Raw genomic sequence first — 17,360 nt, 5'->3', positions numbered from 1 at the left:
AATTGACGATTTCATTAATAAAATTATCTAAAATATAAAGGTTTCAAAATATCAATTCAATCTTATCAATCAACTAATTTATTACAAACATGCAAACAACAATAGGAAAAGTAATTTTGGCCGGTGCTGGTCCAGGAGATCCAGAATTGGTGACACTCAAAACATTAAATTATATCAAAAAAGCCGATGTTATTTTGACAGATCGTTTGGTTTCTCCAGTGTTAATAGATGTATATGCGGCGAAAGATGCCTTAGTTATTTATGTCGGAAAACAATGTTCGAAAGGAATTCACACGCCTCAAAAAGATATCAACGACTTGATGATTGAGTTTGCAATGCAAGGAAAATTAGTGGTTCGATTGAAAGGAGGTGACGCTTCGCTTTTCTCTAATATTTTGGACGAATTAGAAACCTTGAAAAAAAATCATGTTCCGTACGAAATAATTCCAGGGATTTCGGCTGCTTTTGGTGCTGCTGCTTACACGGGAATTCCGTTGACAGCACGAAATCATTCGAAAGGAGTTCGCATGTTGACGTTGTGCGATTTGAAATCTATTGACGATAAACAATGGAAAGATTGGGCAAAAACGTCAGATACATTGGTTTTTTATATGAGTGGACAACGTTTACAAACTTTAGCCGATCAGTTAATTTTGAATGGAATTGATACCGAAAAAGGTTTAGCAGTTATTCAACAAGCGACAACTCCAGATCAGAAAACGCAAGTGTTTACTTTTGAAAATATTGTAGAAAATCATTTACCAACCTTTGATTTTGTACCAACTTTAATTATCGTTGGTCATGTTGTCAATTTGCATCAATCATTCGCTTGGTTAGATGAACAACCAACTTCCAATTCATATTTTGATAACTATAAAACAACAATTTCTTATGCTAGCTAACGAAAAATTGAACTTAGTAAAAAGTTTAGTCAAAGAATTATCACGTGACGAAATTATTTGGACAAATGGTTATTTGGCTGGATTAGTTGCAAATCAAACACAAGAAGTACCGCAAGAACAAAGAGTTTTAACCTCAATCAAACCTACAATAATCTATGGAACTGAAACAGGAAATGCGAAGAAATTAGCTAATCAATTACTTGGAATTTTTAAGAAGAATAAAATTCAAGCCAAAGCGATTGATGCGTTTCAATATCCACTGGAAAAAATTGAAAAAGAAGAATTTTTAATTCTAATTTTTAGTACGCAAGGAGATGGAGATTTACCTCAAAATGCACAAAAATTTTATGATAATTTGAGCAATTCTGACCTAAAATTAAATCAAACAAAGTTTGCTGTTTTTGGTTTGGGCGATACGTCTTATCCGTTTTTTTGTAAATCAGGAGAAGAAATTGATGAATTATTCGAAAAACTTGGTGCGCAACGCGTTTTTGATTTGGTAAAAGTAGATTTAGATTATCAGGAAATTGCCGAAAATTGGTTTGCTGAAATTTTAAAAACTATTCAATCAGAAAGAAGTTCAACAAATGTTCAACCTCAAAAATTACAAAGTTCTTCTACGCAGAAAAAATCGTACGAAGGAATTGTAAAGCATAAAATTGTTTTGAACGATAGAGGTTCAAACAAAGAAACATATCATATCGAAATTGCAGTTGATGAGCAAGTAGATTACGAACCTGGTGATGCTTTGGGTGTTTATCCAAAAAATAATCAAACCGAAATTTTAACGATTGCAAAATTTTTCAATGAAGAAAATCGCGCAAAAGAACTTGAAGAAAAAAATATTAGAGCACTTTCTAAAAAATCAATCGATCAATTTGCAACGATTTTGAATGTAGAAATTCTTGAAACTAAGAATGATTTAATTGATTTATTATCAAAATATTATTCGTCAGAATCTACAATGAAATTTGATGATATTTTAGATCTTTTGCATCCGATTGCGCCACGTTTATATTCGATTTCATCATCGAATGAAGCACATGATAACGAAATTCATTTAACGGTTAGTCTGAATACTTTTTCAGTTTCAGATCAACAAAAAACTGGATTATGTTCTCAGTTTTTAGCAGATTTTGAGCAAGATAAATTCATAGAATTTTACATTCATAAAAATAAAAATTTCAAACTTCCAGATGAAAATCAATCGGTAATTATGATTGGTCCGGGAACAGGAATTGCACCTTTTCGTAGTTTTTTGACACATCGTGATGCAATTGGCGCAGAAGGTAAAAACTGGTTGTTTTTTGGTGAACAACATTTTGTTTCGGATTTCTATTATCAAACTGAAATTCAGGAATGGCTTTCGACAGGAGTTTTGAGCAAATTAGATACCGCTTTTTCGAGAGATCAAAAATATAAAATTTATGTACAAGATCGAGTGAAAGAACAAGGAAAAGAGCTTTACAATTGGTTAAAAGATGGTGCGTATTTGTATATCTGCGGTCAAAAAGACGGAATGAGTACAGATGTAGAAAGTGCTTTGATCGAATTAATTGCAAAAGAATCAAATCAAGATGAGGTTTCAGCGAAAAATTTTCTGGAACAATTAGAAGAAGAAGGTCGCTATCAAAAAGATGTTTACTAATCAACCAACAACTAAAAAATGAGTACAGAAAAACAATCTCCTATAGAAGGAATTAAAATAAAAAGTGACGGACTTCGCGGTACGTTAAAAGAGAGTATAGAGCTGGATAATCACACCGGAAATGTGCGTGCAGATGACGAAGCTTTGGTGAAATTTCACGGAATGTATGTGCAAGATGATCGCGATAGACGAGAAGAACGCGCAGAAAAAAAGTTAGACAAATTGTATTCGTTTATGATTCGTTTGCGTATTCCGGGTGGAATTATTGACGCTGATAAGTGGTTGGCAATTCACGAAACTTCTGAACAATATGGAACAGGTGTTTTGAAAATTACAACGCGTCAAACCATTCAATTACACGGAATTTTGAAACATCAATTGCGCCCAACTTTACAATCTTTTGACCAAGCAAAGTTAGATTCTATTGCGGCTTGTGGTGATGTGAACAGAAATGTAATTGCGAGTTCTCACCCTTTGGTTTCACCTATTCACGCTCAAATTCATGCGTATGCAGATAAGTTATCTAAACATTTGTTGCCTAAAACCCAAGCGTATTACGAAATTTTTGTAGATAATGAAAAGATTTATGAGCGAGAAACTGAGAAAGATGAGTTATACGAAGACCGCTATTTACCTCGAAAATTTAAAATTGCAATCGCTATTCCGCCAACTAATGATGTAGATGTTTTTGCAAATGATTTGGGACTGATTGCGATTATCGAAAATAATGAATTGAAAGGTTTCAATATCGCTGTTGGTGGAGGTTTGTCTACAACTCACGGAAATCCAAATACATATTCGCGTCTAGCAACCGAAATTGGTTTTGTAGATTCTGAAGAAAAAGTGTTGAAACTGGCTTATGAAGTATTGACAATTCAGCGTGATTTTGGTAATCGTGGCGATCGAAAATTAGCACGATTAAAGTATACAGTTGATAAGTTAACAGTTGATGGTTTCAAGTCTGAATTAGAAAAACGTATTGGTTTTAAATTAGCACCTTCTCAGTCCTATCAATTTACGGAGCGATCGGATATTTATGATTGGCGACAAGTGAATAACGGAACGTGGTATTACACTTTATTTGTGGAGAATGGAGTTGTACAGCCCAATCAGAAAGCATTTTTACACGAATTGGCTTTATTGAATATCAATAATTTCATTTTTACAGCGAATCAAAATTTATTATTAGGTGAAATTTCGACTGATAATAAAGCTAAAGTTGAACAGCTTTTAGAGAAATATTCTATTCACAAAGATATTAGTGAACTTCGAAAAAATTCGATGGCTTGCGTGGCATTACCAACTTGTCCATTGGCTTTGGCAGAAGCACAGCGTTATTTACCAGAGTTAATCACTAAAATAGAGCCTTTGCTAGAAAAACATCAACTTCAAAATGATGATATTTCTATTCGTATGACGGGGTGTCCAAATGGTTGCGGTCGTTCGTATGTTTCGGAGATTGGTTTTGTAGGGACTTCTGCTGGACATTATAATTTGATGTTGGGAGGTGATCGATATGGTGTTCGTTTGAACAAAATTTACAAAGAAAAAGTAAATGAAGCAGAGATTTTGAATGAATTAGATCAAGTTTTCGAAAGTTATACAAATGAAAAAATAGACAATGAAACATTCGGAGATTTTACCTATCGAAAATATTTTTCGGTTAATTAGTTAAATCCCTTTAAGAACAATGAAAAATAATTTATTCCCGATATTTTTAAAAACAGAACATTTGCGCTTCCTGATTGTTGGCGGAGGAAATGTAGGATTAGAAAAGGTTACGACGCTAATCAAACAAAATCCTTCGATCAATTTGAAAGTTGTAGCAAAGGATTTTAAACAAGAATTGAAAGATATTTTTGCTCAACATTCAACAATTAAACACGAAACTCATGCGTTCGAATCGAGTGATTTGGAGGATGTAGATTTAGTGATTGTTGCAACCGATAACAAAGAAACTTCGCAAGAAGTGAAGCAAAAAGCAAATGAAAAAGGAATTTTGGTTAATGCAGCTGATCAGCCAGATTTGTGCGATTTTTATTTAGGTTCGATTGTGAATAAAGGTCATCTTAAAATTGCAATTTCTACAAATGGACAATCTCCTATAATGGCAAAACGTTTGAGAGAGTATTTTTCTGATGTTATTCCAGATTCAATTGATGAAAACATTGAAAGTTTAAATAAAATCAGAAATAATCACAAAGGAGATTTTAATCAAAAACTAACCGATTTGAATCATTTAACCTCTTCATTTGAAGGAAAAAAATCGAATAAAAAATACAAACGTTTAGTAACCGAAATTACATTGATATTTTTTGCTTTATTCTTAGGATATGCTTTGTCATCAATCGTAAGTTTTTCGGAAGCGAAAGATTTTGTGATTCACATTCCGAATGTTTTTTACATTATGTTGGCGGTTGGTTTTTTCGCTCAAATGGTCGACGGAGCCGTTGGTTTGGGATATGGTGTAACGTGTTCTACAAGCATGATGTTGTTTGGTGTTAATTTACCTTCAATAAGTGGTAGTATTCATACTGCCGAAATGTTTTCGAGCGGAATTAGTGGTTTTTCGCATTATAGATTTGGAAATGTAAACAAAAAATTATTGTTGGCATTGGCTATTCCAGGCGTTATTGGAGCAGTTTCGGGATCATTATTATTGGTTTATTTGGGAAACAAATACGAAACCATTACTTACGGAATATTGGCTTCGTACACCTTAATCATCGGAATTCGATTAATTATTTTAGCATTCAGAAAAAAAATCGAACGCAAAAAAGTAAAACGGGTTGGATTTTTAGGATTTGCTGGAGGTTTTTTAGATGCTTTTGGTGGTGGAGGTTGGGGACCTGTCGTGACATCAACTTTATTAGCAAAAGGAAAAAAATCAAACTTAGTAGTAGGAACAGTTAGTTTAGCCGAGTTTTTTGTGACACTTTCTGCATCGTTGACTTTTTTTGCAGCTTTGGGCGTAAGTCATGGTTTTATCATTGCAGGTTTAATAATTGGAGGAGCTTTAGCAGCGCCAATTGCTGCGAAATTAGCAGGCAAAATACCTCAGAAAGTTGCTATTTTGGCTGTAGCTTTTTTAGTGATCACATTTAGTATTCGAATTCTTTTTAAAATTTTCTAAATTTTATATATCATTTCTAACAATCAAAACACTCTTCATCTCGCATGTTGAGTGTTTTTTATTGTTCATTATTTAAGACATATTTAGTTAAAATATATTTTGTGACAGGTTTCAATGTTTTACCATTTTCGGAATGTAAACCATAATTGGTAAAAAATTCTACTTCACCATTTTTCTTTGTATACCAAACTTTATCAAGTGCATTTTTAAAATTTAAAGTATCAGGTTTTGTGATTTTCTTCAATTGAAAAACAGCTTCGTTATATGGAACAGCATTCATTTGTGGCGAAGTTTTTTCGCATTCTATTTCTTCATAATGATTTTCTTTCCAAACCATACAAGACGAATTTTGATTCATTGAATTAAGAAATAATCCTCCGCTAGCCAAAATCATAGCAATACCACTTCCAGCAATTACTTTATTTCGTTGAAGTTTTATTTTCTGAAAGAAATTATTCTTTTTTGATGGAAGATTAATTATTGATTCTTCTTCAGAAATATTATTATCTATTATTGGTTCTACGGATGCGATTTCTTCTACATTAACTTCTTTTTCTTCACTTTTTATCAGTTGATTTTTTTGATTAAAATCTCCAAAACTTTTATAACCGATATAATGAGCAAGAATATTTAATATATCAATAGAGATATTCTTATCATTAATTTCATTTTTCTCGAATGCTTCATAATATCTCGAAATCGTTTTTGTGCTAATCGGGAAATTATAATCATCAATAAAAATTGTATTTAGATAAGTTGATAAAGCATTTTTACTTGAACTCCCACATTCATTTTTTGCTTTCTCAAAAACTTTTTCGAATAGATCTTTTTTCGTAGACATTTCACTTTTAATTCTTCTACAAAGTAGACAAATTTTGGACAAAATAAATTACGGTTTCCCGTAAAACGGGCTGTCCGATAATTGTCCAAAACTTGTCCATTGTTTGTCTAACAGCGACTTTATGTTCTGTATTTACTTTGCAATAGAAATCAAAACAAAAACAAAAAACTTGATTTCTGAAAACGTAGTCTCGAAAATAGTTGAGGTGATTTGAAGGGAAGCATTTTTCCTGAATTGTTCTCAAGGCTACAAAAAACTTCCCACTAAAGAAGCGCTTCTTTTTTTCTCGTGTACACTACTCGCAATCTGTTTTGTGAGGAAGAGCACCTATATCAAAAAATTAAAAATTTAAGCTATGTTACAATTATTATTCGCTTTATTAGGATTCTTTTTTCCAAATCAAAATGCAAACACAATTTAACAAGATCAACATCCAGTTGTACAAACTTCATCAGATAGTATAGACGGTGATACAAATGGAGAAAAAGGGGATGTTCCTGTGAAAAAATAAATCATCAACGGATAGAGTAATCTATCCGTTTTTTGTTTAGCTTTAGGTTGTAAATATGGAGATTTGAGAAAAATTTTATTTTTTGGTTTTATACTTTTAATAGCTTCATGTCAACAATCTAAAAACAAAGAGATTGAGCAGGATAATTTAGATAATAAAGCTTATGATAAAGCATGGAAGTTTTATGAAAAGCAAGAGAATGATAGTGCTTATGTTTATTTTAATAAAGCTTATTCTGAATTTAATAAACTGAATAACAAACATCAAGCATCAAAATGTTTGATAAATATGGCTTTTATTTCTAAAGATCAAGGAGATTGGTTTGGAAGCCAAGAATTAATTATTTCTTCGATAAAATTATTAAACCCTAAAATAAGTGAAGAAAAAGAAACACTTTCTAGTGCATATAATATTTTAGGGCAAACTTCTCATGATTTGGGAAATTTTAATGATGCTATAGATTATTATCAAAAAGCAATTGATTTTTCTAAAGAAAAAAATGTTTATATTATCAATCAAAATAACATTGCAAATAGTTATCGTTACGATAAGCAGTATGATGAAGCGATAAAGATTTACCAAGAATTACTAAAAGATAAGAATACAATTGAAAATCCAAAAGAATATGCGCGAATTACTGATAATTTAGCATATACCAAATGGTTAAAAGACAATAAGTCCAATGTTATAAATGAATTAAATAAAGCGTTAAATATTAGATTAAAGGAAAATGATTTGTGGGGACAAAATGCAAGTTATGCGCATTTAACAGATTATTTTTCAAATTTAGATCATAAAAAAGCCTTGGACTATGCTTATAAAAGAAAACAAATTGCTTTCGAAAATAAGAGTGTGGGCGATAAATTAGAAGTTTATCAACAACTTATTTTATTAGAAAATCCTACAAATGCAAAACAATATTTTGAAGCTTATCAAAAGCTAAACGATAGTATTCAGTTAGAACGTAACAGAGCGAAAAATCAATTTGCGTTGGTGCGTTATGATTCGGAGAAAAATCGTGCAGATTTTTTGAAAGCTGAAGCAGAGAATGAAAAGAAGAAAAATGATATTTTAAAACTTTATATTCTAATCGGTTTATTGATCGTTTTGTTTGTTTTTGGATATTTTTTGTACAGAAAAAGAAAGCAAAAATTAGAGCAAGAGAAAGTTTTGTTGCAACAAGAAAAGGTTTTGGAAGTCAAAAAAACAGAATTGAAATATTCTAAAAAAGTACACGATAAAGTGGCGAACGGAATTTATCATGTGATGTCTGATATTGAGAATAAATCAGAATTTAATCGTGATCAAATTTTAGATAAATTGGAAGTTGTTTATGAAATTTCGCGCGATATTTCTTATGACAAAATCGATGAAAATCAACAAGAAAATTTTGCAGAAAAATTAGCACAATTGATAAGTTCTTATGATTCGGAACAAGTCAAAATATATTTGATTGGAAATGAAAAAGAACTTTGGAGAAACGTAAAAGATTATGCTAAAACAGAGGTTTTCTTAGTGATGCAAGAATTGTTGACGAACATGAAAAAACATAGCGAAGCTTCACGAGTTATACTAAATTTTAAAGAAGAAAACCAACAAATTATTATCAATTATTCAGATAATGGAATTGGGATTTCGGACTTAAAACCTAAAAATGGTTTGCAAAATACGGTTTCACGTATTTCTAATCTAAACGGAGATGTTATTTTTGAAACTGAAAATGTGAATGGTCTAAAAATTAAGATCATATTTCCAATTCAATAACCTAAATAAAAAGTATGTTTAAAAAAGTATTAATTGCAGAAGATTTTGAGAGTTTTAATATTTCAATTCAGAAAGTTTTAAAAGATTTACATGTAGAAAATCCTGATTATGCTTTTTATTGTGATGATGCATTCTTGAAAGTGAAAAAAGCATTGCACGACAATCAACCTTATGATTTATTGATTTCTGATTTGTCTTTTGAAGAAGATCACCGCGAGCAAAACTTGAAAGGAGGAAGAGATTTAATTGAAGCTGTAAAAGCAATTCAGCCAAATTTGAAAATGATTGTTTTTTCGGTAGAAAAGAAAGCGGATATGGTGGATAATCTTTTCAAGGAATACCATATAGATGGGTTTGTGGCGAAAGGAAGAGAAGATTCGAAAGAGTTGAAAAAAGCGATACAAACTGTTTTTGCGGGCGGAATGCATTTGGAATTGGACATGAAACGTAGTATCAAACAAAAAAATACGTATGAAATAACTTCGTATGATGTTACGTTAGTTTCTTTGCTTTCGAATGGAATTTTGCTAAAAGATATTTCAAATCACTTAAAACAAAATAATATCAAACCTGCAAGTCTAAGTAGTGTAGAAAAGAGATTGGGCTCATTAAAAGAGTCGCTACAAATTACAAGTAATCATCAATTGGTTGCGTTTTTCAAAGATTTGGGAAGTATTTAACCCAAATCTTTACACCATTTATCTACAAAAATCTGTTGCAATTGCTCAATTTCTTTTTCGTAAATCGTATTTTTTCGTGAACCAAAATAGAGTGTATTTTCCAACGGTTTTTCACCTTGCCAAACCAATTTTATTTTACCAGAATTTAGTGCTTCTTGACATAAAAAGTCGGGAACAATAGAAAAGCCATTTCCATCGCTCAAACAACGAATAATAGAACTGATATTTGGGACAATATAATTTGGTTTGAAATCTGGATGTTCTTTAAAATTTTCTTTCCAAAAATGTTGCTCCGCAGCAGCTAATTTTTGAATCGGTTCTAAAATAAAATTATACAAAATTTTTCCTTTTTCAGTCGGAACCATTTTTCGCGCCGATCGATCAAATAATTTGTAGCCCGTATAGGCTTCTAACGAATTGAGATGTAAGCTAAAACCAGGTTGTGAAATAAATAATTGTTGCGCAGCAGCAGATAAAGTCCCAGTTTCATAAATTGCTTTAAACGTTCTGAACCATTCAAGATTTGATTGCTTAACTTCTAAATTTTAATTTTCATCATAAGGTAAATCGTCAGGATCTACATCAATATAATCGGGGTTTGGTAAGGTCGAAAGTCGATACGCTTTTATTGTTTTCAAATCCAATAAATTTGCTTTTACAACATGATGCATTCCGTCCATCAATTTTCCATAAGGACAAACAATAATTTGCTGTGATTTAGAAAATTATAATTAAAACAAAACCCTCCATTTTTAGGAGGGTTTTAAATTTTATTCTGCAAGAAGTTTTTTTATATCTTCTTTTAAAAATTCTATTTCAGGATGATATTTTCCAGCTAGAGAAGGTTCTTTTCCTTCAGGATCTTTGTAATTCAGTCCCGAATAAAACAGTATTGGAACACCCATTTTATCATATCGACTTCTGATATTTCCTTGTTTATCAACCAATGCAAGTTTTCCGCTGTGATTTAGACCTTCGGCAGTTGTTTCGTCTTTTCCAACATAAATATTGAATTTATCCGAAAGTTGCTCAATTTCTTCTCGATCCGAAGTCAAATAATGCCAATTCGGTGATTTTACACCAATTTGTTTTGCATATTCTAACAATCGTGCAGGTGTATCTCGTTTTGGATCAATTGTAATCGAAATAAAACCAAGGTTTGCATCATTTATTTCATCTTCTATTGTGCGTAAATTGTTACTCATTACTGGGCAAATCGTTGGACAACTTGTAAAGAAAAATTCTACAACGTACACTTTTCCTAACATATCACGATTTGTAATCGTTTGATTATTTTGATTTGTCATCGAAAATTCCGGAACTTTCATTACCATGTAAAGTTCATCTTTAGGCTTATTTTTTAACCAAAAAACAGTTCCTATAACGCCTAAAATAATAACAATAACGGCTATTAATTGTTTATTCATGGATATGTTTTTCAGGATTTTTTAGAAACTCTTCTTTGCACATTGTCGAACAAAAACCATACGTTTTTCCTTGGTAATTAGCTGTGTCACTCAAATGATCTGCAGTTTTCATTCCGCAAATTGGATCAACTTCGTTCACAACCGCAATATCCAATTTAGTTACAGCTTTCATTTCTTCGTGAGAAACATGCTTTACTTCAAAATTCTCTTGTTTTGTTTGCTCTTTATTACAAGAAAATAATGCAAACCCTAATACTATTAAAGAGAATATATTTTTTAAATTTTTCATTTTAAATTGTTTATTTGTTTTTAATTAATTGTTATCTGATTCTATAGTTTAGATTTATTAAAGAAAAATTAAACAATTGGAGGATGAAAAACTAAACGAATAATATAGTTAGAATTAATATCTTGATAATGATCAGTTGATAATTTATTTTTTTGCGTAAAATACTTTTTTGGAGAAATAATTTGTTTTTGAGGAACAATCGCATCTAAAATTTTGACCGAATTTTTGACAAAATGATTTTCTGGCTGATTCTTTTCACTTTTCGAAATTTCTTCTTTCAAATAGCAAAAACCATTACAAAGTAATTCAGGTTTTTCTCGATTTTCACAAAGTTCATTTGCGATTTCTTCATAATTCAAAACATAATCTATCATCGGCATTAAAGGACGAAATGCGATAGAAAATATGAGTGATATGAAAAATAGTATGCGCAAAAAACTAATTTATTGTCAAATTTAACCAAATTGATTGAGGTTGAATATGATAAAATTTATGATTTTAAAAGAAAGATTTATCATAATCTTCACTTTTATGTTCTGTAAAATTTTTACCTTAAAAAAGATTTTACAATCTATAAATATTTATGAAAAAAAGTAAGATTTTAGATTTTACAACAACCGAAGAACTAATGCATTTTTTGGTCGAAAATCAAGAAGAAAATCCTCTCTATAAAAATGTGATAAAGAAGTTTGAATATGAAAATGAGTTACTAAAACTGCAATCAGAGTTAGTAAATCTTCAAAATTGGATTTCGACAGAAAAGAAAAAAGTTGCAATCATTTTCGAAGGACGAGATGCTTCAGGAAAAGGAGGTACAATTCGCCGTTTTCGCGAGCATCTTAATCCGCGTTCTATGCGTGTTGTTGCATTGAATAAACCTACAGAAGTCGAACAAAATCAGTGGTATTTTAATCGTTATATCAAAGAGTTACCAAATGCTGGTGAAATTGTTTTTTTTGACAGAAGTTGGTACAACAGAGCAGTTGTAGAGCCAGTTATGGGATTTTGTACCGAGCAACAATATGAGCAATTTATGGTGCAAGTTTCAGAATTTGAACATATGTTGTACGAATCAGGGACATATATTGTCAAATTGTGGTTTTCTGTGACTAAAGAGGAGCAGCAAACACGTTTTGATTCGAGGTTAAATAATCCGCTTAAAAAGTGGAAATATAGTCCAGTCGATGCAAAAGGACAAGAGCTTTGGGATGAATTTTCGCATTATATCAATCAAATGTTTACGCGCACGCACAACTCTTTTTCGCCTTGGATTATTGTCAACGCAAATGATAAAAATACGGCAAGATTAGAATCTATTCGTTATGTGCTTTCTTTGTTTAATTATAAAGGAAAAGAGGATGCCGAAGTAAATTTAATGGTAGATCCAAATGTGATTGAACGTTATTATCGAATGGTAAAAGAATTGAATCATTAATTTTAAATTGTAAGAAAATGGAGCTAAAACCGAAAGATTTAAAATTAATCGAAACCAAAAAAGGTCTTGTTGGACTTTTACAATCTGATCATGGAAAGTTGAATTTTGCGAAAGCCTTGCGTACTGTAAAATATGAAAATAGGATAGAGCAATTACAAGAAGAATTGATAAAATTACAAACTTGGGTAGCCGAAAATAAACGAAAAGTTGTGATTGTTTTTGAAGGTCGAGATGCAGCTGGGAAAGGAGGTGCAATTCGTCGAATTGTAGAACATCTAAATCCTCGTGAACATAGAATTATAGCACTGCCAAAGCCTAATGAAGTAGAACGAGGACAATGGTATTTTCAACGTTATGTTCGTCAGTTACCACGTGCAGGAGAAATTGTTTTTTTTGATAGAAGTTGGTACAATAGAGCTGTTGTAGAGCCTGTAAATGGGTTTTGTACACAAGAGGAATATGAAACTTTTATGAACGAGGTAAATGATGTCGAGAAAATGTGGATTAATTCGGGAATATATTTGATTAAAATTTATTTTTCGATTACAAAAGAACAACAAGCGAAACGTTTTGCAGATATTGTAAATTCACCAACCAAACGATGGAAGTATAGCTCTGTAGATCAAAAAGCGCAAGATTTGTTTGATGTTTATTCAGCTTATAAAGATGTAATGTTTACGAAAACAAATACAGATTTTGCTCCTTGGAAAATCATTGATGCCAACAAAAAGTACAAGGCTAGAGTAGAGGCGATGGAATATATTTTGTCTAAAATACCTTATGATGATAAAAATAAACGTATTTTGAAACATCAAAACTTAGAAGAAGAAAATTAATTATCAAACCTAAAACTATGGCTGAATTTGATTTAAATGATTTAGAAAAAATAAATAATAAGCAAGAAATCATTGATTTTTTGGTTAGACATGATATTATAAAAGAAAAGAAGTTCAAAGAACAACTCGCTTATGAGAAAGAATTAAAAGAACTTCAAGAAAAATTGTTAGAAATACAATCTAAAGTTATTCAAGAGAATAAACGTGTGTTAATTATTTTTGAAGGTCGTGATGCAGCTGGAAAAGGAGGAACAATTTCGAGAATAACAGAATTTCTAAACCCTAAAAAATATCGTGTTGAAGCATTACCAAAGCCGACTGAAATAGAACAAGGACAATGGTATTTTCAGCGATATTTTAAAGAATTACCAAATGCAGGTGAAATTGTATTCTTTGATCGTTCTTGGTATAATCGTGCTGTTGTAGAGCCTGTTTTCGGATTTTGTACGGAAGAACAACATACAAAGTTTATGAAACAAGTAGTAGAAGTAGAAAAGCTTTTGCAAGATGATGGAATTATTTTGGTTAAAATTTTCCTGTCGATTTCGAAAGAAGAACAAGCAGAACGATTACAAGATCGGAAAGATGACGAAATGAAACAATGGAAATTAGGAACATTGGATCAAAAGGCACAAGAGTTATGGGATGTTTATACCAATTACATTGACAAAATGTTTCAGCAAACAGGAACAGAAAGTTCATCTTGGCTAGAAATTGTGACAGATGATAAAAAAACTGCTCGACTTTTAGCGATGAAATCAGTCGTAGCACAATTAACAAATCAATCTTTTGAAGATGATTTAATAAAAAATCATTCATAAAAGAAAGAGAATCATTTGTATAATCAAGATTTTTGATTAATTTTGCACCCACATTGTTCAACCTCTGACGAAAGACGTTTAAGTTGCTCAATTCAAATAAATTGAAATTATAATAATGGAAAATTTAGTAAAATACGTACAAGAGAAATACGTAGCTAAAAAAGAGTTCCCAGCTTTCGCAGCAGGTGATACTATTACAGTTTATCAAGAAATTACAGAGGGTGGAAAAACTCGTGTTCAGTTCTTTAAAGGGGTTGTTATCCAAAGAAGAGGACAAGGAACTACAGAAACTTTCACAATCCGTAAAATGTCTGGAGATGTTGGTGTAGAGCGTATCTTCCCAGTTAACATGCCAGCGTTACAAAAAATTGAAGTAAACAAAAAAGGTAAAGTTCGTAGAGCTCGTATCTTCTACTTCAGAGCATTACGTGGTAAAAAAGCTCGTATCAAAGACGCTGCTTACTAAAAACTGCTTTTTTAGGAAAAATATAAAATCCGTTCGATTATCGAACGGATTTTTTTTGGCTGATTTTGAAAGTTTAATATAAAATATTAAATTTTACCATTTCTTAACATTCTATTAAGAGTTGAAAAAATAGTTTAATATTTTATTGAAACAAGTAATTCCTAAAATTATTCTATATATTCTTTTATTACTTGGTTTATTTTTGTATTTGAATTGTAGAGTAATTCTTAAGTGTTTTTTTTAAATACTTTTATTATTAACAATTTTAACACAAGAGATGAGAAAAAAAAATTAGAATTTTTAGTCTTCTTTTTGTTCTTGGATCGTTTGCTTATGCTCAAACTACAGGTCATGTAAAAGATTCTGTTGGTTTTCCAGAAGCAGATGTAGAGGTAAAAATAAAAGGGACTGATAAGGTAGCTTACACAGATGAAAATGGAGATTTTAATATTGATGCCAAAATCGGTGATATTTTAATTATTAAAGGCAAGGAAATTACTGTTACTTCTGGAAATTTAGGAGATTTATCTAGTTATTTTCAACAAGATAAAGTTGTAGATTTAGGAACTGCAGTTGTAATTGGATATTCTACACAGCGTAAAGAAGAAGTAACCACAGCAGTTTCAGTTGTAAGTGCAAAAGATTTAGTTGATACAAAATCTCCAAATATTACAAATTTATTGCAGGGTAAAGATGCAGGCTTACGAATTACAAGTGGTTCTGGACGTCCTGGGGCTACTGCTTCTATGCGTTTAAGAGGAAGATCAAGTATTTCTGCAGGAACAGACAGATGCTTTATGGGTAGTTGACGGTGTGATTTATCATGGTACACCAAATATTAATCCAAATGATGTTGAAACAGTTTCAGTATTAAAAGATGCTGTGGCAACTGCATAATACGGATCTCGTGGAGCAAATGGAGTGCTTGTAATAACAACGAAAAGAGGTCGATCTAAAGGATTAAGTGTAGGTGTTGACTATTCAAATAGCTGGAATTTTTTCAATCTTGGTAAATTTAAAGTAATGAATAGCCAACAAATGTATGATACATTTATGGGAATGAGTAATTTACCTGCAAGTCAAGCTCCTCCAAAAGAATTAGCTACGCGAAATTTTGATTGGGTAAAAAATGGAACAACTGTAGGTGTTGTACAAGATGCTTCAGTTAGCATTGCTTCTAATACAGAATCAACAAATCTTTATTCAACGATTAATTATTATGATGAGAAAGGAACTGTAAAAGGCTATGAATATGAACGATTATCTGCAAGAATTAATCTTGATCATAAACTTTCTGATCGTTTAACTTTCAAACCAAAATTAAACGCTACCTATACGACAGAGAAAGATCGTGAGCATTCATTGTATGATATGTATCTAAATATGCCTTGGGATAGTCCTTATGATAAAAATGGTAAGTTAATTAATCCAAATACTTGGGACGGAGGTACTTGGTATGGAAGAGATTATTCGAATTATTATTATGATTTGAGTACTAATTATGGTGAAGGAAATAAATTTGATATTCAAGCAAATATGGATTTTGAATGGAAAATTTCGAATTCATTAACTTTTCAATCAACAAATAATGTACAGTATTACTCAGAAACATCTATGTATTATGTAGATCCTAAATCTATCTCAGGAGCAGATTATGATGGATCTATTTATCAATATTCAGACAGAAGAATTGTACGCTTGTTTAACCAAATGTTACGTTATAACCGCAAATTTGGTTTACATAGTTTATCTGGATATGTAGCTTATGAGTATTCTGATTATGATTATAAAAATTTAGGAGCTACAAAACAAGGTGTTCTTCCTGGAACAACAGTTTTAAATAATGGTGTTACTCCGTTTAAATCTGAAGGTTTAAGAAATGATTATGCATTCCAAGCTGGTTTAGCACAAGTGAATTATGGTTATGATAATCGTTATTATGCGCAAGCTTCTTATCGTTATGATGGATCATCTAGATTTGCAAAAGGTAATCAATACAAAGGTTTTTATGCAATTAGTGGAGGATGGAATGTTAGCAATGAAGCTTTTTTGAAAGATTCTAATACAATTTCGAACTTAAAATTAAGAGCTTCTTATGGTATTGTAGGTAATGTTGGTCCAGACAACAATCTATATATGTATTATCAATTATATTCTAACTCAGGGCAATACAATAGTTTGCCTGCATTAACACAAGGGCAGTATGGAAATAATGCAGTTTCTTGGGAAACATCTAAGGATACAAATATAGGTTTAGACATAGGTTTATTTAACCGAATTAATATGACTCTAGATGTGTATAATAAGAACACAGATGGATTATTGTTCTTCGTTAAATTCCCTGATACATCTGGATGGTCAGGCTATTGGGATAATGTAGGGGTTGTAAATAATAAAGGTATAGAATTCTCTATTAATGCTAACTTATTTAAGCCTTCTAGCGAATTTCAATGGAATTTAGCCTTCAATATAGCGAAGAATAAAAATAAAGTAAAAGAGTTGTATGGTGGTACTCCAATATTTGTAGATGCTACTGCAAATGGATACATGAAACGTATCGAAGAAGGATACGATATGGATACTTGGTATATGCGTAAATGGGCTGGT

At 31.3% G+C, this 17,360-nt stretch carries 16 protein-coding genes and 2 pseudogenes; 12 read left to right on the top strand and 6 right to left on the bottom strand.

The window, feature by feature from the left end:
• The first annotated feature begins 89 nt into the window (after positions 1–89).
• From cobA to N5D46_RS10330, 4 genes are read left to right on the top strand one after another with little or no spacing between them, the layout of a single operon-like run.
• Positions 90–902 (top strand): uroporphyrinogen-III C-methyltransferase, encoded by an 813-nt coding sequence (cobA, locus tag N5D46_RS10345; protein WP_280035564.1) that lies wholly within the window; start codon positions 90–92, stop codon positions 900–902.
• A complete protein-coding gene (locus N5D46_RS10340; RefSeq protein WP_280049905.1) occupies positions 892–2,550 on the top strand; it encodes a flavodoxin domain-containing protein in 1,659 nt (552 codons plus the stop codon). The genes cobA and N5D46_RS10340 overlap by 11 nt, the downstream gene beginning before the upstream one ends.
• A gap of 18 nt (positions 2,551–2,568) precedes the next feature.
• A complete protein-coding gene (locus N5D46_RS10335) occupies positions 2,569–4,221 on the top strand; it encodes an NADPH-dependent assimilatory sulfite reductase hemoprotein subunit (protein ID WP_280049904.1) in 1,653 nt (550 codons plus the stop codon).
• Between the two features lie 19 nt (positions 4,222–4,240).
• A complete protein-coding gene (locus N5D46_RS10330; protein WP_280049903.1) occupies positions 4,241–5,683 on the top strand; it encodes a TSUP family transporter in 1,443 nt (480 codons plus the stop codon).
• Positions 5,684–5,741: 58 nt separating this feature from the next.
• On the opposite strand, the gene N5D46_RS10325 is transcribed toward N5D46_RS10330, so the two are convergent.
• On the bottom strand, positions 5,742–6,524 hold the full coding sequence (locus N5D46_RS10325) for a hypothetical protein (RefSeq protein WP_280049902.1): 783 nt from the start codon (positions 6,522–6,524) through the stop codon (positions 5,742–5,744).
• A 574-nt stretch (positions 6,525–7,098) separates the two neighbouring features.
• Here N5D46_RS10325 and N5D46_RS10320 point away from each other — a divergent pair.
• Both N5D46_RS10320 and N5D46_RS10315 read left to right on the top strand, forming a co-directional pair.
• Positions 7,099–8,799 (top strand): tetratricopeptide repeat-containing sensor histidine kinase, encoded by a 1,701-nt coding sequence (locus N5D46_RS10320; protein ID WP_280049901.1) that lies wholly within the window; start codon positions 7,099–7,101, stop codon positions 8,797–8,799.
• A gap of 14 nt (positions 8,800–8,813) precedes the next feature.
• Positions 8,814–9,479: a response regulator gene (locus N5D46_RS10315; protein WP_219035053.1), complete on the top strand. Its 666-nt coding sequence runs from the start codon at positions 8,814–8,816 to the stop codon at positions 9,477–9,479.
• Here the strand turns inward: N5D46_RS10315 and N5D46_RS10310 are convergent.
• The 5 genes and pseudogenes from N5D46_RS10310 to N5D46_RS10290 all read right to left on the bottom strand — a co-directional run.
• Positions 9,476–10,003: pseudogene (locus N5D46_RS10310) on the bottom strand (LysR family transcriptional regulator); the annotation flags it as partial. The gene N5D46_RS10315 and the pseudogene N5D46_RS10310 overlap by 4 nt on opposite strands.
• A gap of 21 nt (positions 10,004–10,024) precedes the next feature.
• A complete protein-coding gene (locus tag N5D46_RS10305) occupies positions 10,025–10,159 on the bottom strand; it encodes a hypothetical protein (RefSeq protein ID WP_280035573.1) in 135 nt (44 codons plus the stop codon).
• A 90-nt stretch (positions 10,160–10,249) separates the two neighbouring features.
• A complete protein-coding gene (locus N5D46_RS10300; protein WP_280049900.1) occupies positions 10,250–10,906 on the bottom strand; it encodes an SCO family protein in 657 nt (218 codons plus the stop codon).
• Entirely contained in the window at positions 10,899–11,195 is a 297-nt protein-coding gene (locus N5D46_RS10295) for a YHS domain-containing protein (protein ID WP_038332307.1), read from the bottom strand. The genes N5D46_RS10300 and N5D46_RS10295 overlap by 8 nt, the downstream gene beginning before the upstream one ends.
• A 68-nt stretch (positions 11,196–11,263) precedes the next feature.
• Positions 11,264–11,569 carry a hypothetical protein gene (locus tag N5D46_RS10290; protein ID WP_125348816.1) on the bottom strand — a complete coding sequence of 102 codons (306 nt, stop codon included), beginning with the start codon at positions 11,567–11,569 and terminating at the stop codon, positions 11,264–11,266.
• Positions 11,570–11,778: 209 nt separating this feature from the next.
• Here N5D46_RS10290 and ppk2 (N5D46_RS10285) point away from each other — a divergent pair, with 209 nt between their 5' ends.
• The 6 genes and pseudogenes from ppk2 (N5D46_RS10285) to N5D46_RS10260 all read left to right on the top strand — a co-directional run.
• Entirely contained in the window at positions 11,779–12,630 is an 852-nt protein-coding gene (ppk2, locus tag N5D46_RS10285) for a polyphosphate kinase 2 (RefSeq protein ID WP_125348817.1), read from the top strand.
• Between the two features lie 17 nt (positions 12,631–12,647).
• Entirely contained in the window at positions 12,648–13,466 is an 819-nt protein-coding gene (gene ppk2, locus N5D46_RS10280) for a polyphosphate kinase 2 (RefSeq protein WP_125348818.1), read from the top strand.
• A gap of 17 nt (positions 13,467–13,483) precedes the next feature.
• Positions 13,484–14,287: a polyphosphate kinase 2 gene (gene ppk2 / locus N5D46_RS10275; protein WP_221854808.1), complete on the top strand. Its 804-nt coding sequence runs from the start codon at positions 13,484–13,486 to the stop codon at positions 14,285–14,287.
• 115 nt (positions 14,288–14,402) lie between these two features.
• Positions 14,403–14,753: a 50S ribosomal protein L19 gene (gene rplS, locus N5D46_RS10270; RefSeq protein ID WP_019975296.1), complete on the top strand. Its 351-nt coding sequence runs from the start codon at positions 14,403–14,405 to the stop codon at positions 14,751–14,753.
• A gap of 290 nt (positions 14,754–15,043) precedes the next feature.
• Complete coding sequence (locus N5D46_RS14785; protein ID WP_347881026.1) at positions 15,044–15,562, top strand: TonB-dependent receptor plug domain-containing protein; 519 nt, start codon at positions 15,044–15,046, stop codon at positions 15,560–15,562.
• 112 nt (positions 15,563–15,674) lie between these two features.
• Positions 15,675–17,360: pseudogene (locus tag N5D46_RS10260) on the top strand (TonB-dependent receptor); the annotation flags it as partial.

This window comes from Empedobacter sp. GD03865, assembly GCF_029840775.1.
Lineage (GTDB): Bacteria > Bacteroidota > Bacteroidia > Flavobacteriales > Weeksellaceae > Empedobacter > Empedobacter falsenii_B.
The sequence above is the reverse complement of the archived record's forward strand: the minus strand, read 5'-3'. Positions and strand labels throughout refer to the sequence as shown.

What these genes read in the sequence shown, in the direction of transcription:
- cobA (WP_280035564.1), top strand. Translation starts at nt 90, where the DNA reads ATGCAAACAACAATAGGAAAAGTAATTTTGGCCGGTGCTGGTCCAGGA.
- N5D46_RS10340 (WP_280049905.1), top strand. Translation starts at nt 892, where the DNA reads ATGCTAGCTAACGAAAAATTGAACTTAGTAAAAAGTTTAGTCAAAGAA.
- N5D46_RS10335 (WP_280049904.1), top strand. Translation starts at nt 2,569, where the DNA reads ATGAGTACAGAAAAACAATCTCCTATAGAAGGAATTAAAATAAAAAGT.
- N5D46_RS10330 (WP_280049903.1), top strand. Translation starts at nt 4,241, where the DNA reads ATGAAAAATAATTTATTCCCGATATTTTTAAAAACAGAACATTTGCGC.
- N5D46_RS10325 (WP_280049902.1), bottom strand. Translation starts at nt 6,524, where the DNA reads ATGTCTACGAAAAAAGATCTATTCGAAAAAGTTTTTGAGAAAGCAAAA.
- N5D46_RS10315 (WP_219035053.1), top strand. Translation starts at nt 8,814, where the DNA reads ATGTTTAAAAAAGTATTAATTGCAGAAGATTTTGAGAGTTTTAATATT.
- N5D46_RS10305 (WP_280035573.1), bottom strand. Translation starts at nt 10,159, where the DNA reads ATGGACGGAATGCATCATGTTGTAAAAGCAAATTTATTGGATTTGAAA.
- N5D46_RS10300 (WP_280049900.1), bottom strand. Translation starts at nt 10,906, where the DNA reads ATGAATAAACAATTAATAGCCGTTATTGTTATTATTTTAGGCGTTATA.
- N5D46_RS10295 (WP_038332307.1), bottom strand. Translation starts at nt 11,195, where the DNA reads ATGAAAAATTTAAAAAATATATTCTCTTTAATAGTATTAGGGTTTGCA.
- N5D46_RS10290 (WP_125348816.1), bottom strand. Translation starts at nt 11,569, where the DNA reads ATGATAGATTATGTTTTGAATTATGAAGAAATCGCAAATGAACTTTGT.
- ppk2 (WP_125348817.1), top strand. Translation starts at nt 11,779, where the DNA reads ATGAAAAAAAGTAAGATTTTAGATTTTACAACAACCGAAGAACTAATG.
- ppk2 (WP_125348818.1), top strand. Translation starts at nt 12,648, where the DNA reads ATGGAGCTAAAACCGAAAGATTTAAAATTAATCGAAACCAAAAAAGGT.
- ppk2 (WP_221854808.1), top strand. Translation starts at nt 13,484, where the DNA reads ATGGCTGAATTTGATTTAAATGATTTAGAAAAAATAAATAATAAGCAA.
- rplS (WP_019975296.1), top strand. Translation starts at nt 14,403, where the DNA reads ATGGAAAATTTAGTAAAATACGTACAAGAGAAATACGTAGCTAAAAAA.